At 64.7% G+C, this 26975-nt stretch carries 22 protein-coding genes, 1 tRNA gene and 1 pseudogene; 7 read left to right on the forward strand and 17 right to left on the reverse strand.

Annotation, left to right across the window (positions count from 1 at the left end; genetic code table 11):
* Positions 1-75: 75 nt before the first annotated feature.
* The 4 genes from ACTIEZ_RS14025 to ACTIEZ_RS14040 all read right to left on the reverse strand — a co-directional run bounded on the left by ACTIEZ_RS14025 (position 76) and on the right by ACTIEZ_RS14040 (position 1676).
* A tRNA-Arg gene (locus ACTIEZ_RS14025) sits at positions 76-152 on the reverse strand.
* Between the two features lie 53 nt (positions 153-205).
* On the reverse strand, positions 206-397 hold the full coding sequence (locus ACTIEZ_RS14030; RefSeq protein WP_439547310.1) for a hypothetical protein: 192 nt from the start codon (positions 395-397) through the stop codon (positions 206-208).
* Positions 397-675, reverse strand: a complete 279-nt coding sequence (locus tag ACTIEZ_RS14035) for an NADH dehydrogenase ubiquinone Fe-S protein 4 (RefSeq protein ID WP_439547311.1) — start codon at positions 673-675, stop codon at positions 397-399. Before ACTIEZ_RS14035 ends, ACTIEZ_RS14030 begins: the two co-directional genes overlap by 1 nt.
* Positions 676-719: 44 nt before the next feature.
* Positions 720-1676, reverse strand: coding sequence for a polyprenyl synthetase family protein (locus tag ACTIEZ_RS14040; protein WP_439547349.1), 957 nt, complete (start codon positions 1674-1676; stop codon positions 720-722).
* A 164-nt stretch (positions 1677-1840) separates the two neighbouring features.
* Between ACTIEZ_RS14040 and ACTIEZ_RS14045 the strand changes: the two genes are divergently transcribed.
* Entirely contained in the window at positions 1841-2119 is a 279-nt protein-coding gene (locus ACTIEZ_RS14045; RefSeq protein WP_439547312.1) for a chorismate mutase, read from the forward strand.
* A 7-nt stretch (positions 2120-2126) separates the two neighbouring features.
* Here ACTIEZ_RS14045 and ACTIEZ_RS14050 read toward each other — a convergent pair whose 3' ends face one another.
* From ACTIEZ_RS14050 to ACTIEZ_RS14060, 3 genes are all read right to left on the reverse strand, one after another.
* Positions 2127-3440: a sensor histidine kinase gene (locus ACTIEZ_RS14050; RefSeq protein ID WP_439547313.1), complete on the reverse strand. Its 1314-nt coding sequence runs from the start codon at positions 3438-3440 to the stop codon at positions 2127-2129.
* 94 nt (positions 3441-3534) lie between these two features.
* On the reverse strand, positions 3535-4197 hold the full coding sequence (locus tag ACTIEZ_RS14055) for a response regulator transcription factor (RefSeq protein ID WP_439547314.1): 663 nt from the start codon (positions 4195-4197) through the stop codon (positions 3535-3537).
* Between the two features lie 79 nt (positions 4198-4276).
* Complete coding sequence (locus ACTIEZ_RS14060; RefSeq protein WP_439547315.1) at positions 4277-4528, reverse strand: PepSY domain-containing protein; 252 nt, start codon at positions 4526-4528, stop codon at positions 4277-4279.
* Between the two features lie 223 nt (positions 4529-4751).
* On the opposite strand from ACTIEZ_RS14060, the gene ACTIEZ_RS14065 reads away from it, so the two are divergent.
* Positions 4752-6530: an ATP-binding cassette domain-containing protein gene (locus tag ACTIEZ_RS14065; protein ID WP_439547316.1), complete on the forward strand. Its 1779-nt coding sequence runs from the start codon at positions 4752-4754 to the stop codon at positions 6528-6530.
* 97 nt (positions 6531-6627) lie between these two features.
* On the opposite strand, the gene ACTIEZ_RS14070 is transcribed toward ACTIEZ_RS14065, so the two are convergent.
* Complete coding sequence (locus tag ACTIEZ_RS14070; RefSeq protein ID WP_439547317.1) at positions 6628-7932, reverse strand: polyhydroxyalkanoate depolymerase; 1305 nt, start codon at positions 7930-7932, stop codon at positions 6628-6630.
* Between the two features lie 189 nt (positions 7933-8121).
* On the opposite strand from ACTIEZ_RS14070, the gene ACTIEZ_RS14075 reads away from it, so the two are divergent.
* Positions 8122-9915 (forward strand): ABC transporter transmembrane domain-containing protein, encoded by a 1794-nt coding sequence (locus ACTIEZ_RS14075; protein WP_439547318.1) that lies wholly within the window; start codon positions 8122-8124, stop codon positions 9913-9915.
* A 4-nt stretch (positions 9916-9919) separates the two neighbouring features.
* Here the strand turns inward: ACTIEZ_RS14075 and ACTIEZ_RS14080 are convergent, their stop codons facing one another.
* The 5 genes from ACTIEZ_RS14080 to ACTIEZ_RS14100 form a co-directional block, all read right to left on the reverse strand.
* On the reverse strand, positions 9920-10684 hold the full coding sequence (locus ACTIEZ_RS14080) for an SDR family NAD(P)-dependent oxidoreductase (protein ID WP_439547319.1): 765 nt from the start codon (positions 10682-10684) through the stop codon (positions 9920-9922).
* 263 nt (positions 10685-10947) lie between these two features.
* Positions 10948-11367 (reverse strand): ExbD/TolR family protein, encoded by a 420-nt coding sequence (locus ACTIEZ_RS14085; protein ID WP_439547320.1) that lies wholly within the window; start codon positions 11365-11367, stop codon positions 10948-10950.
* A gap of 56 nt (positions 11368-11423) precedes the next feature.
* Entirely contained in the window at positions 11424-11894 is a 471-nt protein-coding gene (locus ACTIEZ_RS14090; protein WP_439547350.1) for an ExbD/TolR family protein, read from the reverse strand.
* A gap of 42 nt (positions 11895-11936) precedes the next feature.
* Complete coding sequence (locus tag ACTIEZ_RS14095) at positions 11937-12674, reverse strand: MotA/TolQ/ExbB proton channel family protein (protein ID WP_439547321.1); 738 nt, start codon at positions 12672-12674, stop codon at positions 11937-11939.
* A 95-nt stretch (positions 12675-12769) separates the two neighbouring features.
* Positions 12770-13390, reverse strand: coding sequence for an energy transducer TonB (locus ACTIEZ_RS14100; protein WP_439547322.1), 621 nt, complete (start codon positions 13388-13390; stop codon positions 12770-12772).
* A 429-nt stretch (positions 13391-13819) separates the two neighbouring features.
* Here ACTIEZ_RS14100 and ACTIEZ_RS14105 point away from each other — a divergent pair, with 429 nt between their 5' ends.
* The 3 genes from ACTIEZ_RS14105 (at position 13820) to ACTIEZ_RS14115 (ending at position 17772) form a co-directional block, all read left to right on the forward strand.
* The gene (locus ACTIEZ_RS14105) at positions 13820-14506 is read left to right on the forward strand and encodes a hypothetical protein (protein ID WP_439547323.1); all 687 of its coding nucleotides are present in this window, start codon (positions 13820-13822) and stop codon (positions 14504-14506) included.
* A 65-nt stretch (positions 14507-14571) separates the two neighbouring features.
* On the forward strand, positions 14572-16665 hold the full coding sequence (locus ACTIEZ_RS14110; protein WP_439547324.1) for a penicillin acylase family protein: 2094 nt from the start codon (positions 14572-14574) through the stop codon (positions 16663-16665).
* A 99-nt stretch (positions 16666-16764) separates the two neighbouring features.
* Entirely contained in the window at positions 16765-17772 is a 1008-nt protein-coding gene (locus ACTIEZ_RS14115; RefSeq protein ID WP_439547325.1) for a fumarylacetoacetate hydrolase family protein, read from the forward strand.
* Between the two features lie 191 nt (positions 17773-17963).
* Here ACTIEZ_RS14115 and ACTIEZ_RS14120 read toward each other — a convergent pair.
* From ACTIEZ_RS14120 to ACTIEZ_RS14130, 3 genes and pseudogenes are all read right to left on the reverse strand, one after another.
* Positions 17964-18062: pseudogene (locus ACTIEZ_RS14120) on the reverse strand (hypothetical protein); the annotation flags it as partial.
* A 103-nt stretch (positions 18063-18165) separates the two neighbouring features.
* On the reverse strand, positions 18166-20304 hold the full coding sequence (locus ACTIEZ_RS14125; protein ID WP_439547326.1) for an alpha-galactosidase: 2139 nt from the start codon (positions 20302-20304) through the stop codon (positions 18166-18168).
* Entirely contained in the window at positions 20268-21737 is a 1470-nt protein-coding gene (locus tag ACTIEZ_RS14130) for a sodium:solute symporter family transporter (RefSeq protein ID WP_439547327.1), read from the reverse strand. Before ACTIEZ_RS14130 ends, ACTIEZ_RS14125 begins: the two co-directional genes overlap by 37 nt.
* Before the next feature lie 60 nt (positions 21738-21797).
* Between ACTIEZ_RS14130 and ACTIEZ_RS14135 the strand changes: the two genes are divergently transcribed.
* A complete protein-coding gene (locus ACTIEZ_RS14135; RefSeq protein ID WP_439547328.1) occupies positions 21798-23702 on the forward strand; it encodes a beta-galactosidase in 1905 nt (634 codons plus the stop codon).
* A gap of 61 nt (positions 23703-23763) precedes the next feature.
* Here the strand turns inward: ACTIEZ_RS14135 and ACTIEZ_RS14140 are convergent, their stop codons facing one another.
* Positions 23764-26880 carry a WD40/YVTN/BNR-like repeat-containing protein gene (locus ACTIEZ_RS14140; RefSeq protein ID WP_439547329.1) on the reverse strand — a complete coding sequence of 1039 codons (3117 nt, stop codon included), beginning with the start codon at positions 26878-26880 and terminating at the stop codon, positions 23764-23766.
* Between the last annotated feature and the right edge of the window lie 95 nt (positions 26881-26975).

A 26975-nucleotide genomic window follows, 5' to 3' on the forward strand; every position in this document is an offset into this window, starting at 1 on the left:
CCTTGACTGATCGGGCGCCCTTTGCCGCCGCGAACCGAGCCAACGGCGCCAGTCGCAACATTCACGAAAAATAAATGGCGCGCCCAGCAGGACTCGAACCTGCGACCCCGAGCTTAGAAGGCACGTGCTCTATCCGGCTGAGCTATGGGCGCGTTGGCGTTGGCAATGCCGCGAATGGCCTGGAAAATCCAGTGCTGCGCGGTGCTCAGTCGTCAAGGAGATCGGTGTAGGCGACCACATCATTGTCGGTGGCAAGCCACAGGGCAGCGGGATCGGGATAGGTTGCGGCCCGCGTCAACGCTTCGGACAACGGGCCGTAGAACAGGGTTTCTGCCACTGGATCGCCATCATCAAGCCGGTAGAGGCGAACGCTGGCGGAGCCAAATGTGGTGCGCATCAGCGAAAATTGTCGGAATAAGCCTGAATCTTGAGCGCTTTGGGGCCGAGCGGCACGACTTCGACGGTCAGGCCATGCGCCTGTGCATAAGCGCGGGCCGCCGCTTGTGTGGGAAATTGCAGTTGGATTTGCCCGGCCGTAAAGCCGCTGCCGGTCCAGCCGGTGAGCGGATCGGCGCGCATGCGATCATCGCGCTCGAACTCCAGCAGCCATTCGCCAGTGCGGGCGCGGCCAGACTGCATCGCGTGTTTGGGGCGTTGATAAAGGCGGGCATCCATCAGTCTGTTCTGCCTTTCGTCATCGTCGCCGGCAAGCCCTGCGGTCAATAAGCCCGGGCGATCGCGAATTCGACGGTTTCAGTCAAGGCCGCACGCGCTGGACCGTTGGGGAAGGCGCCCAGCACGTCCACGGCGCGCTGGCCATAATGGCGCGCGCGCGCCATCGTGTCGGTCACGGCGTTGGTCTGGCGCAGCAATCCACCGGCACGCACCAGTTCCGCTTCGCCAGCGGCACGCCCGGTCATGGCGGCGCGCCAGAATTCCCGATCCGATTCGCTGCCACGCGCATAGGCCAGGATGACCGGCAAGGTGATCTTGCCATCGCGGAAATCATCGCCGGCATTCTTGCCCATGGTCTCTGCGTCGGAGACATAATCAATGGCATCGTCAACCAACTGGAAAGCAATGCCCAGATAGCGGCCATAACTGGCCAGGGCGGCCTCCACCTTCTCGTCCCGTTCGGCCACCACGGCGGCGATCTGGCAGGCAGCCGAAAACAGTGCGGCGGTCTTGGCGCTGATGATTTCCAGATACCGGTCTTCGGTGGTGGTCACGTCGCGCTGCGCGGTCAATTGCGCGACCTCGCCTTCGGCAATCACGGCGGACGCCCGCGACAAGATCTTGAGCACGCGCAGGCTGCCGTCCTCCACCATCAGCTCGAACGCCCGGCTGAACAGGAAATCGCCGACCAGCACGCTGGCCGGATTGCCGTAGAGCGCGTTGGCCGTGACCTTGCCGCGCCGCAAACCCGACGCATCAACGACATCATCGTGCAACAGGGTGGCGGTGTGGATGAACTCCACGGCCGCGGCCAGCCGGTAGTGCCGGCTGCCCTCATAGCCAAGCAGGGCGGAGCAACCCAGGGTCAACATCGGGCGCAGGCGCTTGCCACCGCCAGCGATCAGGTGCCCCGCCAATTCGGGGATCAGCGCCACTGGCGACTGCATGCGATCGAGAATCACATGATTGACGGCATTGAGCCCCGGCGCCGTGAGGTGCATCAACGCCGCAATAGACGGATCACGGCCCGAACGCAGGTTATGTACAGTGGCGGTCACGCCTTTTCCATAACCGAAGGCGCGACACGTGCAAGCGCGGCCTTGCTCACCGCGCCGCTGTGACGCAAACAAGTGTTGCCGGCGGGACCGGTGGTGGGGGAGCATGCATGGCCGACAAGGTTCTGAAAGCGTATCGCGAAAGCATCGACAATATCGATGCTGCGCTGGTGTTCATGCTGGCCGAACGCTTCAAGGTCACCCAGGCCGTTGGCCGGTACAAGGCCGAAAATGGCCTGCCGCCAGCCGATCCGGGTCGCGAAGCCCAACAAATTGCCCGCCTGCGCAGCCTGGCGGCCAGCGCGCATCTCGATCCGGAATTCTCTGAAAAATTCCTGCGCTTCATCATCGATGAAGTCATCCGTCACCATCAGGCAGCGCGGGGCTGATCCCGGATCAGCGTGCGCGTGGCAGGCTGATCGTCACCAGCAATCCGCCCAGATCCTCACTGCTGTCCAGGCTGACCTGGCCGCCATAAAGTTCGGCAACATCGCGCACGATGGCCAGACCAAGGCCGGTGCCGGGCTTGTCGGTGTCCAGCCGTTCGCCGCGTTCGAACAAGCGGCTGCGCATCGCTTCGGGAATGCCGGCGCCATCGTCTTCCACCTGCACCTCCACCATATCTGCCTTGGCCTCGATGGTGATGAAGACGCGGCCGCCGCCATGAATGGCCGCATTTTCCACCAGATTGCCGACCATTTCCTCCAGATCCTGGCGCTCGCCCCGAAACGCTGCCGTGCGGTCGCCAGCCAGATCGATGGTCACCCGCCCGTTGTGCAGCCGTTCCACGGTGCGCACGATGGCCTCCACGGCCGGCCACACCGGTGTGCGCGCGCTTGATGCCGATCGACGCCCGGCCGCCCGCGCCCGCGCGAGTTGGTGATCGACATGGCGGCGCATCACCTGCACCTGGGCCTCGATGGTGCGCGCCAGGGCATCGTCGCGGCCGCGGGCTTCGCCCAGCATGATGCTCATCGGCGTTTTCAGGGCGTGCGCCAGATTGCCGGCGTGGCGCCGCGCGGCTTCGGCCTGGGCGTCACCATGATCGAGCAGTTCGTTGATCTCGCTGACCAGCGGCGCGACTTCCACCGGGAATTGCGCGGCCACCCGTTTGGCCCGCCCGGATCGGATTGCGGCAATGGCATCAGATACCCGGCGCAGGGGTGCCAGGCCATAGGTCGATTGAAACGCCGCCATGGCAATCAGGCCCAGGCCAAGCACCGACAGGGACCAGAACAGGATTGAACGCGTGCGTGCGCGCTGCGCATCGAGATCACGGCTGGATTGCGCCACCTGGAAATAGAGTGGCTCGGCAGCGCCGGGCAGCCGCACGCTGCGCCCGATGATGCGCAATGGTTCACGGGCAAAGATGGTCGCTTCATATTTGCACGGCTGGCGGCAATCGCGACCCGCGGGCGGCGGGCCCAATTGGCGATCCCACAGACTGCGTGACGGAAATGGCGTGTGGCCCTCGCCCGACACCTGCCAGTACAGGCCGGAATAGGGCTCGGCAAAACGCTGGTCCCCCAACGGGCGCAGCAACCGCACCTCGCCGACCTCGTCCAACTCGGCGGAATTGATCATGGCATTGAGATTGTTGGCGAGCTGCTCATCGAAACTGGCGGTGAGCGTTTCATCGAGCACGCGATCGAGCGCAAAGCCGCCAAGCCCGAGCAGCAATGTGATCCACACCGCCGCGATCAGGATCATGCGCCGCCGCAACGAGCGCCCGGAACTCACGGTTCTGCGCAACAAGCGCGGCGCCGTGCCGCCCGCCCCTGCCGCAGCAGCCGGGCGCGCCGCCTCAGAGCTGATCGTTGAGACTGTAGCCAAGGCCGCGCGTGGTCATGATGAGATCCGCACCCAGTTTCTTGCGGATGCGGGTAATGAACACCTCGATCGTGTTCGAATCGCGATCAAAATCCTGATCGTAAATATGTTCGATCAGCTCGGTGCGGCTGACGACCTTGCCCTTGTGGTGCATCAGATAACTGAGCAGCTTGAACTCCTGCGCGGTCATTTTCACCGGCTCGCCATTCAGCGTGACCCGCCCGGACCGGCCATCCAGCCGCACGCCGCCGGCGGTCAATTCCGATGTCGCCTGGCCCGCTGCGCGCCGGATCAGTGCCCGCAGCCGTGCCACCAATTCCTCGACCTGAAACGGCTTGGCCAGATAATCATCGGCGCCGGCATCAAGCCCCGCCACCTTGTCCGACCAGCTGTCGCGCGCCGTCAGCACCAGCACGGGCATCACCCGGCCTTCCCGGCGCCAGCGATCGAGGACGGTCAGCCCGTCCACTTCCGGCAAGCCAAGATCGAGGATGACGGCATCATAGGCTTCATTGGCGCCAAGATAATGGCCTTCTTCGCCATCGCCGGCGTCATCCACCGCATAACCTGCCTGCTCCAGCGCATTGCGCAACTGCTGGCGCAGGCTCGGCTCGTCCTCGACAACCAAAATCCGCATCAGCCCTGCTTCTCCAAAACCTGCATCGGGGCAGCCGCCTTACGCCTGCCTTTACAATCCGTCATGTCAAAAACCGCGTTCAAAAATTCTGCCGGCGCCGTACGCGCTCACCGGTGCGGGCATCAACATCGACATTGATCAGATTGCCATCACGCAGGAACCGGAACCGGTAGATGCGGCTGTTCTGATCAAATTGCGCGCCCACATATTCGCCCTGCGTTTCCTGCACAACGCGGCGCTGAATCGCTTCGAACGGCATGATTTCGCCGGCTTGCACCATGGCATGCACATCATCATTGGGGCCGGCAACCGCCGATGCAGCCAACAACAAGCCAACCAAAGGTAACAAGAACGCACGTGCTGGCATGATTACATCAATATCCCGAAAAGGTTCCGCCGGCATGCCGCCAGGCGCTTGAACAACCCCTGAACATGTGTCCCCACAACCCGTTCATGCAACAAGCCGCGCGCCCGTGCAACCGGCGCAAAGGTTCAGGCCCGGCGCCGTGCCCCACTTGCCAGCCGCACCATCCTTCGCCACTGCCAGAGCCGTCATGCCCGAACCCATTCTCACCCTTGATTCCATCGGCCTGAAAACCGGCAGCGATTGGCTGTTCCGGCAATTGTCGCTCACCATCGATGCGCGTGACCGTGTGGCCCTGATCGGCCGCAATGGCGCCGGCAAGTCCACCTTGCTGAAAATCATCGACGGCAGTTTGCAATTTGACGAAGGCCGCCGCGCCACGGCGTCCGGCCTGCGCATCGGCCGGCTGGAGCAGGACCCGCCGATGGCGCAGTTCGCCACGCTGGGCGACTATGCCATGGCCGGCGGTGCCCAGCCCTACGAAGTGGAAGCGCTCGCCGACCAGTTGGGCATGGATATGGCGCGCCCGGCCACCACGGCATCGGGCGGCGAACGTCGCCGCGCGGCATTGGTGCGGGTGCTTGCCGATGCGCCCGATCTGCTGTTGCTCGATGAGCCGACCAACCATCTCGATATCGGCGCTATCACCTGGCTGGAAAACTGGCTGGACCGCAGCCGCTGCGGGCTGGTGGTGATCAGCCATGATCGCACCTTCCTGACCAAGCTGACCAGGAATTGCCTGTGGCTTGATCGTGGGATGCTGCGCCGCGCCGAGGTTGGTTTTGGTGGGTTCGATGCCTGGTCCGAAGCCGTCGCTGCCGAGGAAGAACGCACGGCCCAGCGTCTCGACACGAAATTGCGCGCCGAAGAACATTGGCTGCAACGCGGCGTGACGGCACGGCGCAAGCGCAACATGGGGCGATTGTCGAAGCTGATGGACTTGCGCGAAACCCGCCGCAGCCTGGACCGCGGCCCGACCGCGGCCCGCATCAGCACCCAGAGCGACGATCCCGGCTCGAAGATCCTCATCGATGCCAAGCATGTGTCGGTGACATTTGGCGATCGCACCCTGATCGATGATCTGTCGCTGCGGGTGCGCAAGGGTGACCGCATCGGCATCGTCGGCCCCAACGGCGCCGGCAAATCGACGCTGATCAAGCTGCTGCTCGGCCAGATCACGCCGACCAGCGGCAGCATCACCCGCGCCGCCACATTATTGCCCACCATCATCGACCAACATCGCCTGCGCCTGACGGGGCGCACCGTGCGCGAAGTGCTGGCCGATGGCGGCGAATGGCTGGAGGTGAACGGAGCCAAGAAGCATGTCGCCGGCTATCTGAAGGACTATCTGTTCGAGCCTGGCATATTGGATGCGCCGGCCGCCAGCCTGTCGGGCGGCGAACAATCGCGGCTGCTGCTCGCCCGCGAATTTGCGACGCCGTCCAATCTGATGGTGCTCGACGAGCCGACCAACGATCTCGACATGGAAACGCTCGATCTGATCGAGGAAGTGATCGGCGATTATGACGGTACCGTGCTGCTGGTCAGCCACGATCGCGCGTTCCTTGATCGGGTGGTGACGATGATCGTCGCGATGGACGGCCATGGCAATGCCGAGGTCAGCGTGGGCGGCTGGAGCGATTGGGCTGCCCGCCAGGTCCCGGTCGGCAAGGCCAAGGGCCGTTCGGCTGGATCAACAACGCCAAGCGCCGGCTCCATTGCGAAGAAGGCGGTCAAGCTGAGCTACAAGGATGCGCGCGAACTGGCCGACCTGCCGGGCCGTATCGAGGCACTGGGCAAGGATATCGCCGCCCGTGAAGCCCGGCTGGCCGATCCCGAACTCTACGCCAAGAACCCGACCCGATTTGCTGCAGTCAGCGCCGATCTCGATGCCCTGCGCGCCGAACTGGAGGCCGCCGAACTGCGCTGGCTGGAACTGGCGGCGATGGAAGAAAGCCTGACCGGCTGAGGCCTAAACGGCCCGCCGCATCAGCACATCATCCACCGGCACGCCATCGACGCGGATCGCATCGACATCCGCCGCCAGCAGCGGGCGGACAACAAGTTCAGGCAACCTCAATCCCTGGGGTCACATCAGGCTCGATATGGTGCGGGATCACCACGCGCAGCGGTGCAGGGGCCACCTTGGCGGTGTCGTGCTTGCGCATGAACTGTTCCACCACCGGCGCCACGCCTTCGCGCCATTTGCGACCGTTGAAGATACCATAATGGCCGGCACCCATCGCCATGTGATAGGCCTTCTTGCTGTCCGGCAGGTTCACCGCCAGATCGAGCGCGGCCTTGGTCTGGCCGATGCCGGAAATATCGTCACGCTCACCTTCGATGGCCAGCAATGCCGTGCGGGTGATCGCCGCCGGATCGGCCAAACGGCCGCGGTGCCAGAACTGCCCGGTGGCCAGCGCCTGGCGTTGGAACACCAGATCGATGGTCTGCAGGTAAAATTCGGCGGTCATGTCGCAAACCGCGCGATATTCGTCGTAGAAAGCCTTGGTGGCATCCGACGATTCCGTATCGCCCTCGATCAGATGCTTGAACATTTCCCAATGCGATTTCATGTGGTTGGCCAGGTTCATCGACAGGAACCCGGACAATTGCAGATAGCCTGGATAAACCTTGCGACCTGCGCCGGGATAGATATCGGGCACGCGCTGGATCACCATCTGTTCGAACCAGGCATAGGGCCGGTTGTGGGCCAGATCGTTCACCGATGTCGGCGCCTTGCGGGTGTCCACCGGGCCGCCCATCAGGGTCAGCGAAGGCGGCGCACACGGATGATCATCGGCATTCATCAGGCAGACTGCAGCAAGCGCCGGCACCGAAGGCTGACACACGGCCAGCATGTGCGTGTCCGGACCCAGCGCCTCCAGATATTCGATCAGATAATCGACATAGTCATTCAGATCGAAGCGGCCTTCGCTCACCGGCACCAGCTTCGCGTCGCGCCAGTCGGTGATGTAGACGTCATGATCGGGCAGCAGGCGTTCAACGGTACCGCGCAACAAGGTGGCATAATGGCCCGACATCGGCGCCACCACCAGCACACGCGGATCGTTGCGACCCGACACGGCACGCTGGAAATGCTTCAACTGGCCAAACGGCTTGCGCACCACGATATCTTCCGACACGGCCACGGAAACGCCATCGACAATGGTGGTCTCCAAGCCGAACGGCGGCTTGCCGCGCGGGGCAACCGCATGCGCAAACACTTCGAGCGACCGCGCCATCACGGGTGATGCCGGGTTCCACGCCAACGGATGCGCTGCGCTCAACAGCAGCTCCGAGCTGGATTTTGCCATCATGCCGACGCCGGCCATCCAGGCCCGCTGCATCTCGAACGCCGTGTAAAGCATCAGTCACCTTTCCCTGCGGCCCGTCCGCCGCAAACGATGTCGTGCCATATCGCAGGTGCAGCATAAACTGAAATAATAGTTCGGCTGCAATATTGTCCAGCTTCGCCCGTGTGCACTATCGTCGGCCCCGAACGCCGCAGCCGCCACCACAAGCATTGAGCATCACTCAAACGCCTGTTATCAGCCGGCATGGCTCCCCGTCCGCCCAAACCGCCGCTGCCGCCAGTGGGTGAACGCAAATTGTCCCGGCTGCGGCTGTTGTGGCGCTTTGCCCAGGCCTATCCGTGGCAGCTTGTTGCCGCGTTGACGGCGCTGGTGGTGGCAGCGCTCACCACGCTCGCCATCCCGCAAGGGCTGAAAATGGTTGTGGACAACGGCTTTTCGCGTGGCAGCGATCCCGACGCCATCCGCCCGTTTTTCACCATCTTCCTGGGCCTCGTCGCCATGCTCGGCCTCGCCACCGCCGTGCGGTTTTACTTCGTTACGTGGATCGGGGAGCGCGTGGTTGCTGATCTGCGCACCGCCGTGCAGCGTCACCTCGTTGGGCTGGATCCAGTATTCTTCGAAGAGAACCGGCCGTCCGAAATCGCCAGCCGGCTGACGTCGGATACGGCGATCATCGAACAGGTGGTGGCCACTTCGGTCAGCCTGGCGCTGCGCAACAGCGTGATGGGCGTTGGCGGGATCGCCTATATGTTCTGGGTGTCGCCGCGTCTCACCTTGCTGATGATGCTGGTCATCCCGCTGACGATCCTGCCGATCCTCTATCTCGGCCGCAAAGTGCGCGATGTGTCGCGCACCAGCCAGGATCGCGTTGCGGATCTGGGCACCATGGTCTCTGAAGTGCTCGGCGCCATCCGCATCGTGCAGGCCTTCACCCAGGAAAACCGCGAGGCCGCGCGCTTTGCTGCCGGCGTGGAGCGCAGCTTTGCCACCGCCAAGACCCGCATGCGCTTGCGCGCGATCATGACGGCATTGGTGATCACGCTGGTGTTCGGTGCGATCACGCTGGTGCTGTGGCAAGGGGCGCTTGATGTGATTGCCGGCACCTTGTCCGGTGGTTCCATCGCAGCGTTCGTGTTCGCTGCCGCCATCGTGGCGGGCGCCTTCGGCACGCTCACCGAAGTCTATGGTGATTTCATGCGGGCCGCCGGCGCATCGGGCCGCATGGAGGAATTGCTGGCCGCACGCCCGATGATCCGCGCGCCGGCCCATCCGGTGGCGTTGCCGGCAAATGCGCAGGGGCGCCTTGAGCTCAACGATGTCCATTTCCATTATCCCTCCAAGCCCGATACGCCGGCGCTGGATGGCTTCACGCTGCATATTGCGCCCGGCGAAACGGTCGCCGTGGTCGGACCATCGGGCGCCGGCAAATCCACGCTCTTCCAGTTGGTGCAGCGTTTCTATGATCCCGCGCGCGGCGATCTGCGGATCGATGGCATTAGCTATCGCGACGCTGACCCCCACGCCATCCGTGAACGGATTGCCGTGGTGCCGCAGGAAACCGTGATTTTCGCGGCCAGTGCCCTGGAAAATATCCGTTATGGCCGCCCCGATGCCAGCGAGGCCGAAGTGTGGGCCGCCGCCGAAGCCGCCCACGCCGACAGCTTCCTGCGGGAGCTGCCAGAGGGCATCCACAGCTATCTGGGCGAAAGTGGAACGCGCCTGTCCGGCGGCCAGCGCCAACGCGTTGCCATCGCCCGCGCCATCTTGCGCAACGCGCCGATCCTGCTGCTCGATGAAGCCACCAGCGCCCTGGATGCCGAAAGCGAGCGATTGGTGCAGGCCGCGCTCGATGAGCTGATGAAGGATCGCACCACGCTGGTCATTGCCCATCGCCTCGCGACGGTGCGCAATGCGGACCGCACCGTGGTGATGGACAAGGGGCGCATCGTTGCCACCGGCACCCACGACAGCCTGCTGGCTGGCGGCGGGCTTTATGCGCGGCTGGCGCGGCTGCAATTCGACCAGGTCGCTGCCTGATCCATCATTGTGCCGTATAGCCGCCGTCAACGACCAGTTCGGCGCCGGTCATGAAGCTGGACGCATCGCTGGCCAGAAACAGGATCGCCTCGCCGATTTCCTTGGGCATGCCAAACCGCGCCATCGGGTGCGCCGCCATCAACGCCACCCGCATTTCATTGCCATCATCGCGGTCCGCAAGTGCATTCGCCACCAGGGGGGTGTCGATGAAACCGGGATGGATGCTGTTGACGCGGATATTGTGCGGCGCCCACTCCAGCGCGGCAGCCTTGGTCAGCAACGTCACCCCGCCCTTTGAAGCACAATAAGCCGCGGCGCCGGCCATGCCGACCTTGCCGAGGATCGAGCTGACATTGATGACGCTGCCCCCGCCGGCCGCAGCGATGCGCGGCCCGGCATGGCGCAGCCCGAGGAACACGCCATCCAGATTGACACTGAGGACCTGCCGCCACGCATCGAAGCTGTGGTCCATCAACTCGTGGCGCCCGCCGGCGATGCCGGCATTGTTGACCAGGATGTCGAGACGGCCAAACCTATCGACGGCTTCCTCCACCGCAGCCGCCCAGTCGGGGTGGCTGGTGACATCATGCAGGCGGAATGCCGCCTTCAGGCCCTGATCCGCCATCGCAACGGCCACTTCTTCACCGGCCAGGTCGCGATCGGTGAGGAGGACGGCCGCGCCGGATCGAGCCAGCGCCCATGCTGCTGCAGCGCCAAGGCCAGAGGCTGCACCAGTGACGAGGGCGGTCTTGCCGTGCAAATTGGCCATCTGAAGTCTCCCGATTTTGTGGTAGGCTAGCCGCGGCAAGCGCGATGCGAAAGCTGCCAAAACAAATCCCTCTGGCCACAGGTGCAAGGGGAACGCGGGTGCTTGTCTGGCAGCCGCGAGGGCATGAGGCGAAGAACAGCGCGGCAGAACCGAACTGTCAGACGGACAAGAAAAAGGGCGGCTGGAGAGCCGCCCTTTTCTTCCCGCTGACCGATGGTGCCGGAGCCGGCAAATAGCTGCGCTACGCGCCCGCCCGGCTATGATCAGTTGGCGTAAGCTTCGTTGCCCACGAAGCCCATTTTTTCAATCCCAGCCTGCTGCGCTTCCGCCATCACCTGGTCGACCAATTCGTACCTGGCTTCTGCTTCCGGGCGCAAACGCAGTTCCGGTTGCGATGGCATGGCCGCTGCCTGCTTCAGATAACCCATGAGGGTTTCCAGGGTAACCTCGGTCTTGTTCCAATAGACGTTGCCGAGGAAATCAATGTCGACCTGATTGAACACAGGATCAACATTGCTTGGGTTCGGGTTGGGCGGCGGCAGATCCAGCTTCACGGCGTGGGTCTGCGGCGGAATGGTGATGATGAACATGATGAGCAGAACGAGCATGACGTCGATCAGCGGCGTCGTGTTCATTTCGCCCATCGGGGCGTCTTCGTCCTTGCTGCCCACTGACATGGCCATGGCGCATTCTCCGTATTGTCATGGTGACCGGCACCGGGCCGGCCACCCATCGCATATTAGAAATCGCGCGTCACATAGCCGGCGACCGGTTCCGAAATGAACCCGACCTTCAGGAAGCCGGCGCGCTGCATGGTGAACACCACACCGCCGACGCACCGATAGGCCACATCCTTGTCACCGCGGATATGCACCTCCGGCAGTTCGATCTTGCTGCCAAGGGCTTCCTGGCGGGCAATCTCGTCCTTAAGCGCCCTGACGCCACGATCCAACAACTCCTGCTTGGTGGTCACCAGGGTCTGGCCCCAATAGGTCTCGCAGTTGCTGTCCACCGAAATAAGCACATTTTCCGGCTTGGTCGTGGTCGGCAGGTTGGTCACGGTCGGCAGGGTGAGCGGCACGGTCTGGATCACGACCGGGACGGTGATGAGAAAGATGATGAGGAGCACCAGCATGACGTCCACCAGGGGCGTCGTGTTGATCTCGTTCATCGGTGCATTCTCGTCGCCGTCCGACGATCCAACACTCATTGACATTTGTCTGTCTCCCGTTTCAGGCGGCGATCAGACCGTTCAGCGCTTGACCGGAGCAGCCGGAGCAGCGGCGGGAGCAGCACCAATCGCCATCTTCGGACGCTCAATGCGGGCACCGGACACCAGGGCACCATGCACGTCGGCGGTGAAGTTGTTCAGGCGATCGGCAATGTCCTTGTTGCGACGGACGAGCCAGTTGTAGCCAAGCACGGCGGGCACGGCCACGGCCAGACCCAGCGCGGTCATGATCAGAGCTTCACCGACCGGACCGGCAACCTTGTCGATCGAGGCCTGACCAGCCAGACCGATGTTGATCAGGGCGCGGTAGATGCCGACCACGGTGCCGAACAGACCGACGAACGGCGAGGTCGAGCCGACCGACGCCAGGAACGAGAAGCCGGTGGTCAGCTTGCCGTTGATGGCCGAAACCGAACGGTTCAGAGCCATCGTCACCCACTCGTGCTGATCGATCTTGTCGGTCAGGCGACCTTCATGGTGATCAGAGGCGCGCAGGCCATCGTCCACGATCTGGCGGAACGGGGAATTCTTGTCCAGCTTGGACGCACCGGTCTTCAGATCAGGCGCCGTCCAGAACTTCTTTTCCAGTTCAGCAGCTTCGGCGTTGATCTTGCGCTGATCCAGATACTTGGTGATGATGATGAACCAGCTGTAGAGCGACATGAACACCAGCAGCAGGAACACGGCCCAAGCGATCACGCCCCCCTGTTCGAGCGCTGCGATAAGGCCATATGGATTCTCGGCGGTTTCGGTCTGCATGTTCTTTTCCCTCGGTTATCGTTGCAGATTGTTCGGTAAAGTCGGTTGTGTAGCAAGACCCGACCTGGCACCGCGCCAGGCCGGATTTTACAGGATCAGTTGGTCAACTGCCAGCGCACTGGCTGAGTCTTGCGCTCGGCAACTGGCGTGCCGTCCTTGACCGCCGGGTTGAAGCGGAACCGGCGCTTGATGATCGAGCAGGTCTGCTCATCCAACCGCCTGAAGCCGCTCGACTGCGTGATCTCGCAAGTCTGCACGCGACCATCCGCTTCGACAACATAAGAGACACGTACAACGCCCTCTTCTTCGGCGGCGCGCGACGCGCTCGGATAATCGTCTTCGCTGATCACGTTACCACGGCCGCGCGCCGTCGCCGGCGTGGTCGGGCCAACGGCGGCCGGCGGCGCTGGCGGCGCTGGCGGCGCCACAACCGGCGGGTTGGGCCGCGCCACGGTCGTCTGCGTCGTGATGACCGGGGCAGCGTCCTGCTGCACCGTCACTTCTGGCGGCGGCACATACGGCGGAATTTCGATTTCCTTGGGCGGAGGCGGCGGCGGCTCGTCTGGCGGCGGCGCCTCTTCCTTCACGTTGACCGCTTCCAGCGGCTCGACGATTTTCTTGACCATCGAAATGGCGAAACCGGATACGATGGCATAACCGAGGATGACGTGCAGGACGGCAACCCCGACCAACGCCATCTGGCGGTTTTTGCTCATTCCAGGCGAATCCATGTATGACATGGCTGGTCTGGGCTCCCTAAATTACACGGGAAAAGCCGCGGACAGAGGACCCCCCTCAAACCCTGCGCCGATCCCTCGGTGGCACCTCTAGCCCCAAGCCGCGCCCCGGAGCAACCGGCTTTTTGCCACAATCCCGCCTGTTTCTCTGTCGCTACGTCAATTCACCCCCTTTGTAACAGGGTTTGGCCCGGACGGGCCGCACTGCAGCACCACTCATGGTTGGCGCCTGGGGTATCGCTGGCCTACACTGAAACGATGTCGCGCGTGATTCTGTCCATCTCCCTGATTTCGGTCCTGTTTAGCGCCGCCGGCCCTGCTGGTGCGCAACCGGCGTCAGCACCAGGCCAGGCACCGGCAAGCCAATCTGATCGGCTTTCCAGCTACGCAGATGTTGCCGAATTGGCCTTGACCAGCCCGGTAATCGTGCGCGCCACGATCGCCCGCGCTGATCGCGTTCGCGGTGCAGCGAGCGAAGGTGTGGCAGCAGGTCGCATGCGGCTGCTGGTCACCGCTGCCGTCTCCAACGTGCTGGTTGCCCCCGGGGCCATGGGCGGCACGCTGCAGTGGCTGTGGGACGCGCCTGTCGATGCCCGCGGACGGCCGCCTGCCGCCAAGGGCCTGGACGTCATTGCGTTCGTGGAAGCACCAGGACCCGGCGGTGCCACCCGGCTCGCGACGCGGCGCGGGCAGCAACCCTACGAACTCGCGCTTGCGGACCGGGTTCGCGCCATCGTCAGCGAAGCCCGCACCGGCGACGTGCCGGTCATCCGCAGTGTCTCGAACGGTTTCCGCGCCGACGGCACCGTGCCGGGCGAAAGCGAGAGCCAGTTCTTCCTGACAACCGCAGATGGCAAGCCGGCCACGCTGGTCGTGCAAAATCGCCCCGGCGAAATGCGCCGCGTGCTGGTGGCGCAAGGCGACATCATCGACGAATCAGCCCGCCGCGTCGCGCCCGAGACGCTGCTCTGGTATCGCCTCGCCTGTTTCCTGCCGCGCACCCTGCCCGCGGCCGCTGGTGCTGCTGATCCAGCCTTGGCCAAGGATTGGCGCGATGCGATGGCCAGCCTGGGGCCGTGCGGAAAAACCGGCTGAACTTTCCGGCTTGTTCCGCCGCGCGCCTGTCGGCAGGCTGTGGGCCTGTATCTGGGGACTTGACCATGAAACTGCCTGTTCTGCTGCTTGCCGCCATGCTCGCCAGCCCGGCATCGGCCGACGAAGTCTTGTGGGACAAATGGGGCGTCCCCCACATCGAGGCCAGTACCGAGGCCGGCGCCTTCAAGGGCTTCGGCTGGGCCCAGGCCGCCAGCCACGGCAATATCCTGCTGAAAATCTATGGCGAAAGCCGCGCGCGGGCCGCGGAATATTGGGGGCCGGACTATGCGCCGCTCGATCGCTATCTGATTGCCCATGATGCGCCCGCGCGCAGCCTGGCCTGGTACAAGGCGCAGACCCCGCAGATGCGCAGCAATCTCGATGCGTTTGCGGCCGGCATCAATGCCTATATCGCGGCCCACCCGGATCATGTGCCGGCCGAATTGAAACGCGTGCTGCCGATCACCGGAATCGATGTGATGGCCCATGCCCACCGGCTGATGCAGTTTCTCTATGTGGCGCCGATGGCCCGCATGCTCACGCCGCCGGCCGCCTTCACCGCGACCGGTATCGGCGACGCAGGCGAAGGGGATGCCGGCGGCTCCAATGGCTGGGCGGTGGCACCGGCGCGCTCCGCCAGCGGCGCGGCCATGTTGTTGGCCAATCCCCACTTGCCGTGGGCGCCGTCGCTGCTGACCTATTATGAAGCCCAGATCAATGCGCCAGGCTACAGCGTTTATGGCGCCACCCAGGTTGGGCTGCCGGTGCTGCGCTTTGCCTTCAACAACAATCTGGGTTTCACCCATACCGTCAACAACATGCTGGGCGCGACCCGCTACAAGCTGGAAGTGGCCGGGGACAGATATCTGCTGGACGGCAAGGCCCTGCCCTTTCGCCGCGTCACCAAAGCGCTGCTGATCCGGCAGCCCGATGGCAACCTTCGTCGCGAGACCTTCGTGCAGCGCCACAGCGTCCACGGCCCGGTGTTTGATGTCGGGGACGAAGTCATCGCCGTGCGCATTGCCGGGCTCGATCGCCCTGGCGTGCTGCAAGCCTATCTCGATATGGGCAAGGCGCAGGATTTCAATGGCTTCGAATCAGTTCTGAAGCGGTTGCAGATCCCCAGCTTCAACATCGTCTATGCCGATCGCGCCGGCCATGTCTTCCACATCAGCAACGGCATCCTGCCCCGGCACCAGACCGGAGGCAGCCACGCCTTTTGGGCGGGCCTGGTGCCGGGCAATCGTTCAGATCTGATCGCCACCGAAATCGAGCCTTATGAATCGCTGCCCAAGGCCCTCGATCCGCCGGGCGGCTATGTGCAGAATGCCAACGACACGCCCTGGGTGAACAGCCTGCCCCGCGTCATCAAGCCGGCGGACTATCCCGCCCATGTCGCCAGCAGCGACCCGATGAGCCTGCGCGCGCAGATGTCGGCGCGCCTGCTCGCGGGCAGCGACAAGATCAGCTTCGCCGAATTCACCCGCCGCAAGCTGACCACCACCAGCCTGATGGCCGATCGCATGAAGGGCGCGCTGCTGGCCGCCAGCGCTGCCAGCCAGGATAGCGACGTGATCGCCGCGCGCGAGCTGCTGGCCGGGTGGGACAACCGCTTTCAGCCCGACAGCCGCGGGGCGATCCTGTTTGAAACCTGGGCGAAACGCTTTGCCGGGCCGGGGCTGGGCGACCAGTCCAATTTCACGATAGCCTGGACGCTTGACGATCCGGTCAACACCCCCAACGGCATCAGGGACGCCTCGGCGGCCACCGCCATGCTGAAGGCTGCCGCCGCGGAGGTAAAAACCCGCTTCGGCCGCCTCGACCCGGCCTATGGTGATGTTTCCCGGTTCAACGCTGGCGAAGCAACCTCGGCGCCCGGCAATGGCGGTCTCGGCGGCCTTGGCCTGTTCCGCACCATCACCTGGGGGCCATGGCAAGGCGCCACCCGTGTGCCACAGGCTGGCGAGACCTGGGTCAACCTGATCGAATTCTCCACACCCATTCGCGCCATTGCCACCATGAGCTATGGCAACAGCAGCCAGCCGGGCAGCCCCCACCGCAGTGACCAGCTCCCGTTGATCAGCGAACAACGCTTCCGCCCGCTGTGGCTGACACGGGCAGAGGTAGAGCGCAATCTGGAGCGGCGGGACGTGTATTGAAGCCGCCATGCCGCTGCATCTGTCGCCTATGAATTTTTGGCTTGCCCGGCGCCCTCGCCAAGGCTTGCGCGCCACGAAAATCCGGTTCAGCCTGTCACCATGAAACTCGCTTCATTGAAATCCGGCCGCGATGGCCGGTTGGTTGTAGTCTCCGATGATCTGGCCTGGTGTGCCGCGCCGCCGCCCATGTATCCGACCCTGCAATCCGTGCTGGACGATTGGGATCGCGCCGCGCCGGTGCTGGAGGGCGTTGCCCTGTCGTTGGCGCATGATAGCGTGCCGCACGCCCGCTTCCATGAGCGTGATGCCGCAGCGCCCCTGCCCCGCGCCTATCAATGGGCCGATGGCAGCGCCTATGTGAACCATGTCGAACTGGTCCGCCGCGCCCGCGGTGCCGAATTGCCGGCCAGCTTCTGGCACGATCCGCTGATGTACCAGGGCGGCAGCGATCATTTCCTGGGGCCGCGCGAGCCCATCCCGTTTCATGATTCGGCGTGGGGCCTTGATCTGGAGGCAGAAGTGGTGGTCGTGACGGGCGATGTCCGCCAGGGCGCCAGCCGCGACGAAGCGCTGGCGGCCATAAGGCTGGTTGGCCTGATCAACGATATCAGCCTGCGCGGCCTGATTCCCGACGAACTGGCCAAGGGCTTCGGCTTTGTGCAGTCAAAGCCGGCCAGTGCGCTCTCCCCGGTGCTGATCACGCCGGCCGCGCTGGGATCAAGCTGGCAGGATGGCAAGTTGATCGGCACGCTGCAGATCGACCGCAACGGGCAGAAGTTCGGGCGGGTCGAAACGCATACCGACATGACCTTCGATTTCGGCACCTTGATTGCACATCTGGCCAAGACGCGCAGCATCGGGGCGGGCAGCATCATCGGCTCTGGCACCGTCTCCAACCGTGACGCCGATGGTGGCCCGGGGCAGCCGTGCGCGCAAGGCGGCCGCGGCTATGCCTGCATTGCCGAGCAGCGCATGGTGGAGACCATCGTGTCGGGCGCACCCGCCACGGCCTGGCTGGCGCCGGGCGAGACAGTGCGCATCGACATGCACGATGAACGCCACCACAGCATCTTCGGCGCCATCGAACAGACGGTGGTGGCGGGCTGAACCGGTACCACCTGCGTTGCATCAGCCCAGCATATGGAGCGATTTTCGACAGCAAAGCGCGCATCGCGGGCGCTGACAGCTTCGATCGTTGTCAGCGTTGAGCCATTGCCATAACCGCCAGTGACTGTTCCGGCGACGAGCATTGCCACCACGCGATCACCCGGCGAGGTCACCACGAACCTATCGGTCCCCGCATCGCCGCCGAACATATCGTTGCCAGCATCACCAAACAGATGATTGGTACCGGCGCCGGCAAAAATCCAGTCATTGTCGCCAAGGCCGAAGATCATTCATGATGCCACCGAAGTCGAACCGGTCGGGGCGTTCATAACGCCGGTCGGCAGGTATCGGCAGGCCGCCGTGTGAATGACGGTTGGTCGCCGGTGCATGCCATCAGGGTTCGGCCCGCAGATGAAAGATCAAGGCGCTTTGCGCGGCCAGCGCCGGCACCGGCAGGCCGGCGCCGGCCAGCCAGCTGCCGGTGAAGCGCTGTGCCGTGTCGCGCATCGTCTGGAAAATTGCCCCAGCGCGCGGGGTGAGCACGCCGGATTGGCCGCTGCGCCGTAGCAATGCGACCCGCCAATCCCGCCCGGCCGCGAACGGCAGCGGGATCGGCTGGGCAAAGCGGTCGCTGCCATGATCGGCGCGGATCACCCACAGCAGCCAATCCCGCCCATCCCCCTGCGCCTGCCACACCAGGCCATCCGCGCCTTCGCCCAGCACCACCTGCCCGCCCTGGATGATCGGCCGCCATGATTTCCAGAAGGCGATCCAGTCGGCCAGTTCGGTGCGCTCGGCCGGGTCCATCGCTTCTGGGTCCAGCTCGACGCCGAAATGGCCTTGCGCGGCGATGGCGGCGCGAAAGCCCAATGGCTGGGTGCGGCCGGTGGCGTGGCTGGGGCTGGCACCAACATGGGCGCCCATCAGCTCGGGCGGCATGAAGGCCAGAAATCCGCGCTGGATCGGAAGGCGTGCCAGCGCATCGACATTGTCGCTGGTCCAGAAGCGATGGCTGAAGCGCGCAATGCCGGCATCGATGCGGCCACCACCGCCGGCACAGCTTTCGATTTCCACCTGTGGGTGCGCACCCCGCAGCCGTGCCAGCAGCGCATAAAGCCCCGCCACCTGCCCGGCCCCGCCGGCTGGCGCCAGCGCCCGGTTGTGATCCCATTTCAGATAATCGATGCGAACCTCGCGCAGCAGGGCATCCAGCCGCGTGAACAGATGATCGACCACCGCTGGCCGGCGCAGATCGAGCACCAGTTGATACCGCGCGGTGGGTCGCGGCCGGCCCGGCAGCGCCAGCACCCAATCCGGATGGCTGCGATACAGATCGCTGTCGGGATTGACCATTTCCGGTTCCACCCACAGCCCGAATTCCATGCCCAGCGCGTGGACATGATCGGCCACCGGCGCCAGCCCGGCGGGGTATTTCAACGGGTCAGGCGTCCAGTCCCCCAGCCCGGCCCGATCATCGTTGCGGCCCTGGAACCAGCCATCATCGAGCACGAAGCGCTCCACGCCGATGGCCGCAGCCGCATCGGCGAGACGGCGAATGCGCGCCTCGTCATGGGCGAAATAACAGGCCTCCCAACTGTTGAGATGCACCGGCCGCGGCTGCATCGCGCCGCCTGGCCAGGCCAGCCGCGCGCGCACCGCGCCATGCATGGCCGCCATGGCGCCGTTGCGGCCACGGCTGGACAGCGCCAGCAGCAAGGGCGGCGCCGCATGGCTGGCGCCGGGCGGCAGCACCACCTCGCCGGGTTGCAGCAGCGCCGCCGCCGCGATGACATGGCCGCCATCCTCGTCCTGCTCGATGGCCAGCCGCGCATCGCCGGACCAGGCCAGTTGCAGCGCCAGTACCAGCCCTTCGTGCCAGCCGGCGCCCGTGCCCAGCAGCACGGCGCCGCACGGACCGCCATGGCCGGGCAAACCGGTCCGGGTTTCGCGGCTCCAGCCATGATCGGGCATGGCCGCGACGGTTTCGACCAGCTCGGCATTATGGCGACCGCGCCAGGCGATGATGCGCGCCATGCCGTCGGGAGCCGGCAGCACGGCACTGGCGAGATGATCGACCATCACCGGCGCGCCCGAGCGGTTTTCCAGCACCGTCTCCAGTTTCAGACCGTCGCCCGGCAGCCGGCGCATGCTGAGCGTGCAGGCAATGCCGGCGATGGTGTCATGCCCGGTGATGGTCAGGCTCTGTTCGGTTTGCGCCACCGTCCAGTCCGTGAACGCCACCGGCAGCGCCGTGCCATCTGGCCCCCGCAGCGCCAGCGCCGATGGCCCGAACCAGCCGAGGCCAGGCACCGGGATGGCCGTCATGGGGACCGGCGCCTCCAGCGAGAATGTCGCCGGGGCGCGCAGATCGGCCAGCGCCGGCAGTTCGCCCGGATCGACGCGCGCGCCGATATGGCGCCAGATTGGCGCGGCGCCGTCAGGGCATTCCAGCACCAGGCTCCACTGATCGCCGTGCAGGCCGGCCAGCCGCGCCGTCACGCCTGCCCCCGAAACAGGCTGAACCCCAGCCATGCCGCCCGCCCGCCCAACAGGCGATTGGCCAGCAACGCTGCCAGCACGGACGTGCCCAGAGTGATCGGCATCATGTCGATATAATGCAGCGTGACGAGGCCCTGCGGCTGCCACCAGAAACTGAAGAGGCCATAAAGCGCGATGCCCCACACCACGCCGGCAATCGCTGCCCGCGCCTGCACGCCGCGAAACAGCAGCCCGACGATGAACGCCGACAGCACCGGCATCGATGACAAGCCGTTCAATTGCTGCAGCAAATTGATGATGCTGTCAGCATTCTGATACACCGGCACCATCAACAGCGCAAAGCTGGTCGCCACCACCGACAGCGCGGCGCCCAGTTTCCAGTGATTTGCCACCGGACCGATGAAGCGTTCGTGGAAATCCACGGACCACAGCGCAATCGTCGAATTCAGCACCGCGGCAAAGGTGGTGATCACCGCCGCCGCCACCATCGCCGCGAACGCGCCCGACAGCCACGGCGGCAGCACCTCGGCAACCAGTCGGCCATAGGCGGCATCGCCGACATCGCCGAACAATTTGAACGCCACGACACCCGGCACCACCACGATCGGCGGCACCACCAGGATGCGGATGGCGGCAGCAGCAAACACGCCCTTGCGCGCCTCCGCCACGGATGGGGCCGCCATCGCCTTTTGGGTGATGTTCTGATTGGTCGACCAATAGAATATCTGGATGAAGGCCATGCCGGTAAACAGCGTGTGGAAGGGGATCGGGCTACCCGCACTGCCGATCATGCTCAGCCGCTCAGGCGGCACGCCGGCCACGATATCCCAATCCACCGCCGCAAGCGCCAGCACCACAATCAGCAGCGCCAGGCCCAATATGCCGACGCCGGAAAACGTATCCATCACCGCCACGGCGCGCAAGCCGCCGAAGATGGCATAGGCTGCGCTGATCACCGCCAGGCCGATGGCAAAGCCCATCAATGACACGCCGGTGCCAAACAGGGATTGCAGGAACAACCCACCCGAATACAGCGCCGCCGGCAAATAGATGAGCAGATTGCCGAACAGGAAAATACCCGAGATCAGGGTGCGGATCGAGCGGCCTTCATAGCGGCGCTCCAGCAATTCGGTCACCGTCGTGCAATTATAGCGATAATAAAGCGGCACGAACACGAAGGCGAGCACCATCAGCCCGACAAAACCGGCAATTTCCCACCAGGCCAGCAGCAGCATCTGGTTGCCATTCATGCCGACAAGTTGATCGGTGGACAGATTGGTGAGCGTGATGGAGCCGGCAACGAACGGCCAGCTCAATGATTTGCCGGCCAGAAACACATCCTGCCGGGACCCGTCATGGCTGGCTCGGCGCACCTGCCACCAGGTCAGCAGCGCCACCAGCGCCGTCAGGCCAACGAACACCGCAATCTGCAGCGCACTGTCGACCCCGGCCAGATCTGTTGGCATGCCCCTCCCCCTTTGCCGCTGTGTAACCCGGTTTCGTCGGGCTTGTCATCGCCCTCGCCCATGGCCAGTGTGGCCGCCATGGAACCGATGCGGCTTGGCGTCTGCTATTATCCCGAACATTGGCCGGAGGCGCTGTGGGCCGAGGATGCGCGCCGCATGGTCGCCGCCGGCCTGACCCGCGTGCGCATCGGCGAATTCGCCTGGGCCCGGATCGAGCCTGAACCCGGCCGCCATGATTGGGACTGGCTGGATCGCGCCATCGAAGTGCTGCACGATGCCGGCTTGGGCATCATATTGGGCACGCCCACCGCCACGCCGCCGAAATGGCTGGTGGATCAGATGCCCGACATGCTGGCGGTGGACCGCGAGGGCCGCACCCGCGGCTTCGGCTCCCGGCGGCATTATTGCTTCAGCCATCCCGGCTATCGTGCCGAGGCGGTGCGCATCACTGCCGCGCTGGCGCAGCGCTATGGCCAGCACCCCGGCGTGGTCGCTTGGCAGACCGACAATGAATATGGCTGCCACGACACGGTGGAAAGCTATTCGCCGGCCGCCCGCGCCGGTTTCCAGGCATGGTGCGCCGCCCGCTATGGCGATATCGCGGCGCTGAACACCGCCTGGGGCAATGTCTTCTGGAGCATGGACTATCGCAGCTTCGCCGAGATCGAGCTGCCCAATCTGACCGTGACCGAAGCCAATCCGGCGCACTGGCTGGCGTTCCGGCGCTTCTCCTCGGATCAGGTGGTGGCCTTCAACCGGGCGCAGGTCGATGTGCTGCGAAGCCTGTCGCCGGGGCGGGACATCACCCATAATGCCATGGGCTTTTTCACGGCCTATGATCATCATGCGCTGTCCGCCGATCTCGATGTGCTGGGGTGGGACAGTTATCCGCTGGGTTTCCTCGAGATGTTCCCGTTCAGCGAGGACGACAAGCGCCGCTTTGCCCATCAGGGCCATCCCGATATCGCCGCCTTCCACCATGATCTTTATCGCGGCTGCGCACGCGGTGGCCGCTGGGGCGTGCTCGAACAACAGCCCGGCCCGGTGAACTGGGCGCGGCACAACCCGGCGCCGCTGCCCGGCATGGTGCGGCTGTGGACGCTCGAAGCCTTTGCCCACGGTGCCGAGCTGGTCAGCTATTTTCGCTGGCGCCAGTTCCCCCAGGCGCAAGAGCAGATGCACGCCGGGCTGCTGCGGCCGGACAGTCAGCCGGCACCGGCGCTGGCCGAGGTGACGCAGGTGGCGGGCGAACTGGCGGCGCTCGCCACGGATGCCGACACGCCCAAACAGGCCGCGATTGTCTTTGCCTACGAAGCCGACTGGATGACCGACATCCAACCGCACGGCCCGGGCGCCAGCCAGCGATCAGCGCTGTGGGCCGCCTTTGCCTGCTATTGCGCGCTGCGCCGGCTGGGACTCAACATCGATATCGTGCCGCCCGGCGCCGATCTGGCCAGCTATGCATTGGTCGTCGTGCCCTGCCTGCCGATCGTGCCGGAAGCGCTGGTGGCGGCGCTGACCGCGTTCCCCGGCCAGATCGTCATCGGACCACGCACCGGCAGCCGCACAACCGACTTTGCCATGCCCGACAATCTCGCGCCCGGGCCATTGACGTCGCTGCTCGGCCTGACCGTCACGCTGAGCGAAAGCTGGCCTGATCGGTTGACCCTGCAAGGCGATGGCTGGCAGGCCGGCGGCTGGTTCGATCATGTCGAAGGACCCGCCGCGCCTGAGCTCGTCGCCAATGATGGCCGCGTTGCTTCGTGGTGCCACGGCCGCGCCCGCTATTGCGCTGCCTGGCCGCACGGCAGCTACATCGAAACCATCCTGGCCCGTGCCGCCCGCGATGCCGGCTTGCCGCATGCGCCGCTGCCTTATGCTGTCCGTCAACGCCAGCACGGTCATCTGCTGTTCCGCTTCGATCATGACCTTGCAGAGGTCAATATCATGCCTGCACCGCGGTAATCATCGACTGCGCGCGGCGTTGTCATTGATGCGCGAGATCTGATTTGCTTGCGCCCCCCACTCAAGACGCGCCGAGCGCTGCAACACGCGCTTCGAGATCGCCGAGCCGCGCCAGCAGCGCATTGACGGCCTCGATCGCCTGGGTCGTTGGCCGGGCATCGGCCTGCTGCAACAGCTTCAGCATGAACACCAGCTTCTCCTGCAGGCTGACGATGGTCTCCTGATCGGGCGGTGATGCGGTGATGCTGCCGTAATTCGTGTCGGGATTTCCCGCCTCGCCGGCGCCGCGCAGGCGGAGCAAGGCGTCGCGCCGGGCCGTGGTGGCGCTGGCAAGCCGTGCATCAACGGTGTCGCGCAACGCTTGTGCCGTCTCGCTGGCCCGCAACAGTTGCAGGCTGTGGCGGGCCTGCAGCGCCAGATCTTCGCTGGACACGCGCACGCGCGGATCGAGCCGAACCTCCAGCCCAGCCTCGCGCACCACGCCGTCGGCCGTCACCCGCACCCGATACTGGCCGGGCAGCACATAAGGCCCGACAGGATCGCTGGGCGTGTTGCGATAGGTCGCCGATATGTCATAGCCGCGCCGCACGCCCTTCGGTGCAGCGTAGCGCAGGTCCCAGACGAAGCGATGATGGCCAGGCGTCGTCGCGAGGCGCTGTGGCGGCCGGATCCAGTAGGTCGGATGTGGCAGGGTTGCCGGGTCAAGCAGTTCCGGCTTGTCGTCACTGGAAAAGATACGAACCCGTGTCCCCTGGCTGTCGAGGATTTCCAGCGTGACCTTGGCGGCCTTGGCCGGCAGGAGATAATCCAGCGCCGCGCCATCGGGCGGGTTCTCGCCGGTCGGCTCTTCCGGCGGCAGCGGCGTATCGAGGTACATGTTCGCGCGGACCCGCGTCGCGCGCGCCGGCTTGAACAGATGCACGGCCTTGCTGCCCCGCGCGGCGGCAAGTTCGCGCAGGATCGACATATTGTCCATGATCCAGATCGACCGCCCATGCGTGCCGATGACGAGATCATCCTCGTGAACCACAAGATCGCGGATCGACGTCGCCGGCATGTTCAGGCGCAGTTCCTGCCAGTTGGCGCCATCGTCGATCGAGAAATACACGGCGCGCTCAGTACCGGCGAACAGCAGGCCGGGTTGCTTCGGGTCTTCGCGCACGACGTTCACCGGGCCATCATCGGGCAGGCCGGTAACGACCCGCGTCCATTGCCGTCCGCCGTCGTGGGTGCGGTAGATATGCGGTCGCAGGTCGTCGCGCCTTATGGCGTTGATCGCCGCATAGACAGTGCCGGCGCCGAAGTGGCCAGCATCCAGGCTGGAAACCTTGTCCCAGGCGCGCAGCGGCGGCGGCGTCACGTCCGCCCAACGCTGGCCAGCGTCGCGGGTAATGTGGATCAGGCCGTCATCGGTACCGGCCCAGATGATGTTCACGTCGCGCGGCGACGGCGCCAGGGCATAGATCACCCCCAGCCTGTCCATCGTCGCCAGCGCCGGGGTGCGGAAATCGCCGATGCTTTCGGGCACGGCAGGCCGTTCGCGGGACAGATCGGGGCTGATGATCGACCAACTCTCACCGCCGTTCATGGTCTTCCACAGCACGTTGGTCGCGTACAGAAGTGTCTTGGGATCGGCGGGATGAAACAGCAACGGCATTGACCGCTTGACCCGGTAATTGCCTGACCGCAGCGCTTCGGGGGCGATGTTGCGGGTCTGCCCGGTGCGCTTGTCGAACCGCACCACCCGGCCGCCATAGATCAGATCGGGGTTCAGCGGATCGGCCACGACATAGGCATATTCGTCGGCGCCGACCCCCACCCAATCGCGGAAACTGATCTGGCCGCCGTTACCGCGGCTGGCGATGCCGATCCCGCCGCTTTCCTGCTGGCCGCCATAAATCCAATAGGGGAACTGGGTGTCGGTGGAGACATGATAAAGCTGCGCGGTCGGCTGATTGTACCAACTGCTCCAGGTGCGCCCGCCGTTCACCGTGATGGTGGCGCCCTGGTCCGCCGCATAGATCATGATATCCGGCTGCAGCGGGTTGATCCACATCCGCTGATAATCGTCACCGCCGGGCGCCCCCTTGTGCGAGACCCAGGTCTTGCCGCCATCCTCCGATCGATAGGCGGCGGTGTTGGCGACGAACACCCGGTTCTCGTCGTCGGGGTGCACGATGATTTCCGCAAAGCCGCCATCCGGCCCCCACAGGCGCCGGTCTGTGCTGACCAGCGCCCAGCGCGCACCGCCATCGTCCGATCGGTAGATGCCGCCACCTTGCACGGCGTTGACCACGGCATAGACACGGTTGGAATTGCCGGGCGCCACGCCAACGCCGGTCAGGTCCAGGCCATCGGCTGCTGTCGGCAGTCCGACGGTGAGCTTGCGCCAGGTGGTGCCCCCGTCGGTGGATTTGTACATCCCGCTGTTCGGCCCCGAAAACCGGGCATTCTCCCAGGGGCCCTCGCGATGCTCCCACAGATTGGCATAGAGGATGTCGGGATTGTTGGGGTCGAACTCGATACGGTTCGCGCCGGTGTTGGCGTTCACGTAAAGCGTCTTTTCCCAAGTCGCGCCGCCGTCCCGGCTGCGGAAGACGCCGCGTTCGCTGTTCGGGCCATAAGGGTGGCCCATGCCGGCAACATAGACGATGGCCGGATTGGTGGGATGCACTATGATGCGGCCGACCTGGCTGACGTCTTTCAGGCCGATCTGCGCCCAGGTCTTGCCGCCATCCACGGACTTGAAGATGCCATCGCCCGTGCTGAGATCGGGGCGGTGCAGCCCTTCGCCGGTGCCGACATAGAGGACGTCCGGATGCGATGGGGACACGGCAATGTCGCCGACGGATCCGGTTGGCGCCCCATCAAAGATCGGATGCCAACTGCGCCCATAATCATCCGTCTTCCAGACACCGCCATTGTTGACGCCCACGAAGAAGATATTGGGCCGGCTGGGAATCCCGACCGCCCCCACGGTGCGCCCGGCGCGAAACGGGCCGACCAGCCGATAGCGCAAGGATTGATACGCCTCGGAACCCGGGACAAAACTGGCCGGCGCTGCGCTGGCGCCAGGTACGGTTTGCGCCTGCCCGGCACCGGCGGCGCTGAAACAGACAATCAGGGCGACGCCAAGGGATCGGATCACCGGCAGTTGCAGCACGTCGTTGTCCCCCAAGCGTAAATCTTGGTGCAACATGCCAACCGGCTATGAAAATGCAAGCGGTGCATCCCGCCATCAGGACAGGCTGACATCCGCCGGCAACGGCCCCG

The organism is Sandarakinorhabdus sp. (genome assembly GCF_051860625.1).
Taxonomy (GTDB): domain Bacteria; phylum Pseudomonadota; class Alphaproteobacteria; order Sphingomonadales; family Sphingomonadaceae; genus Sandarakinorhabdus.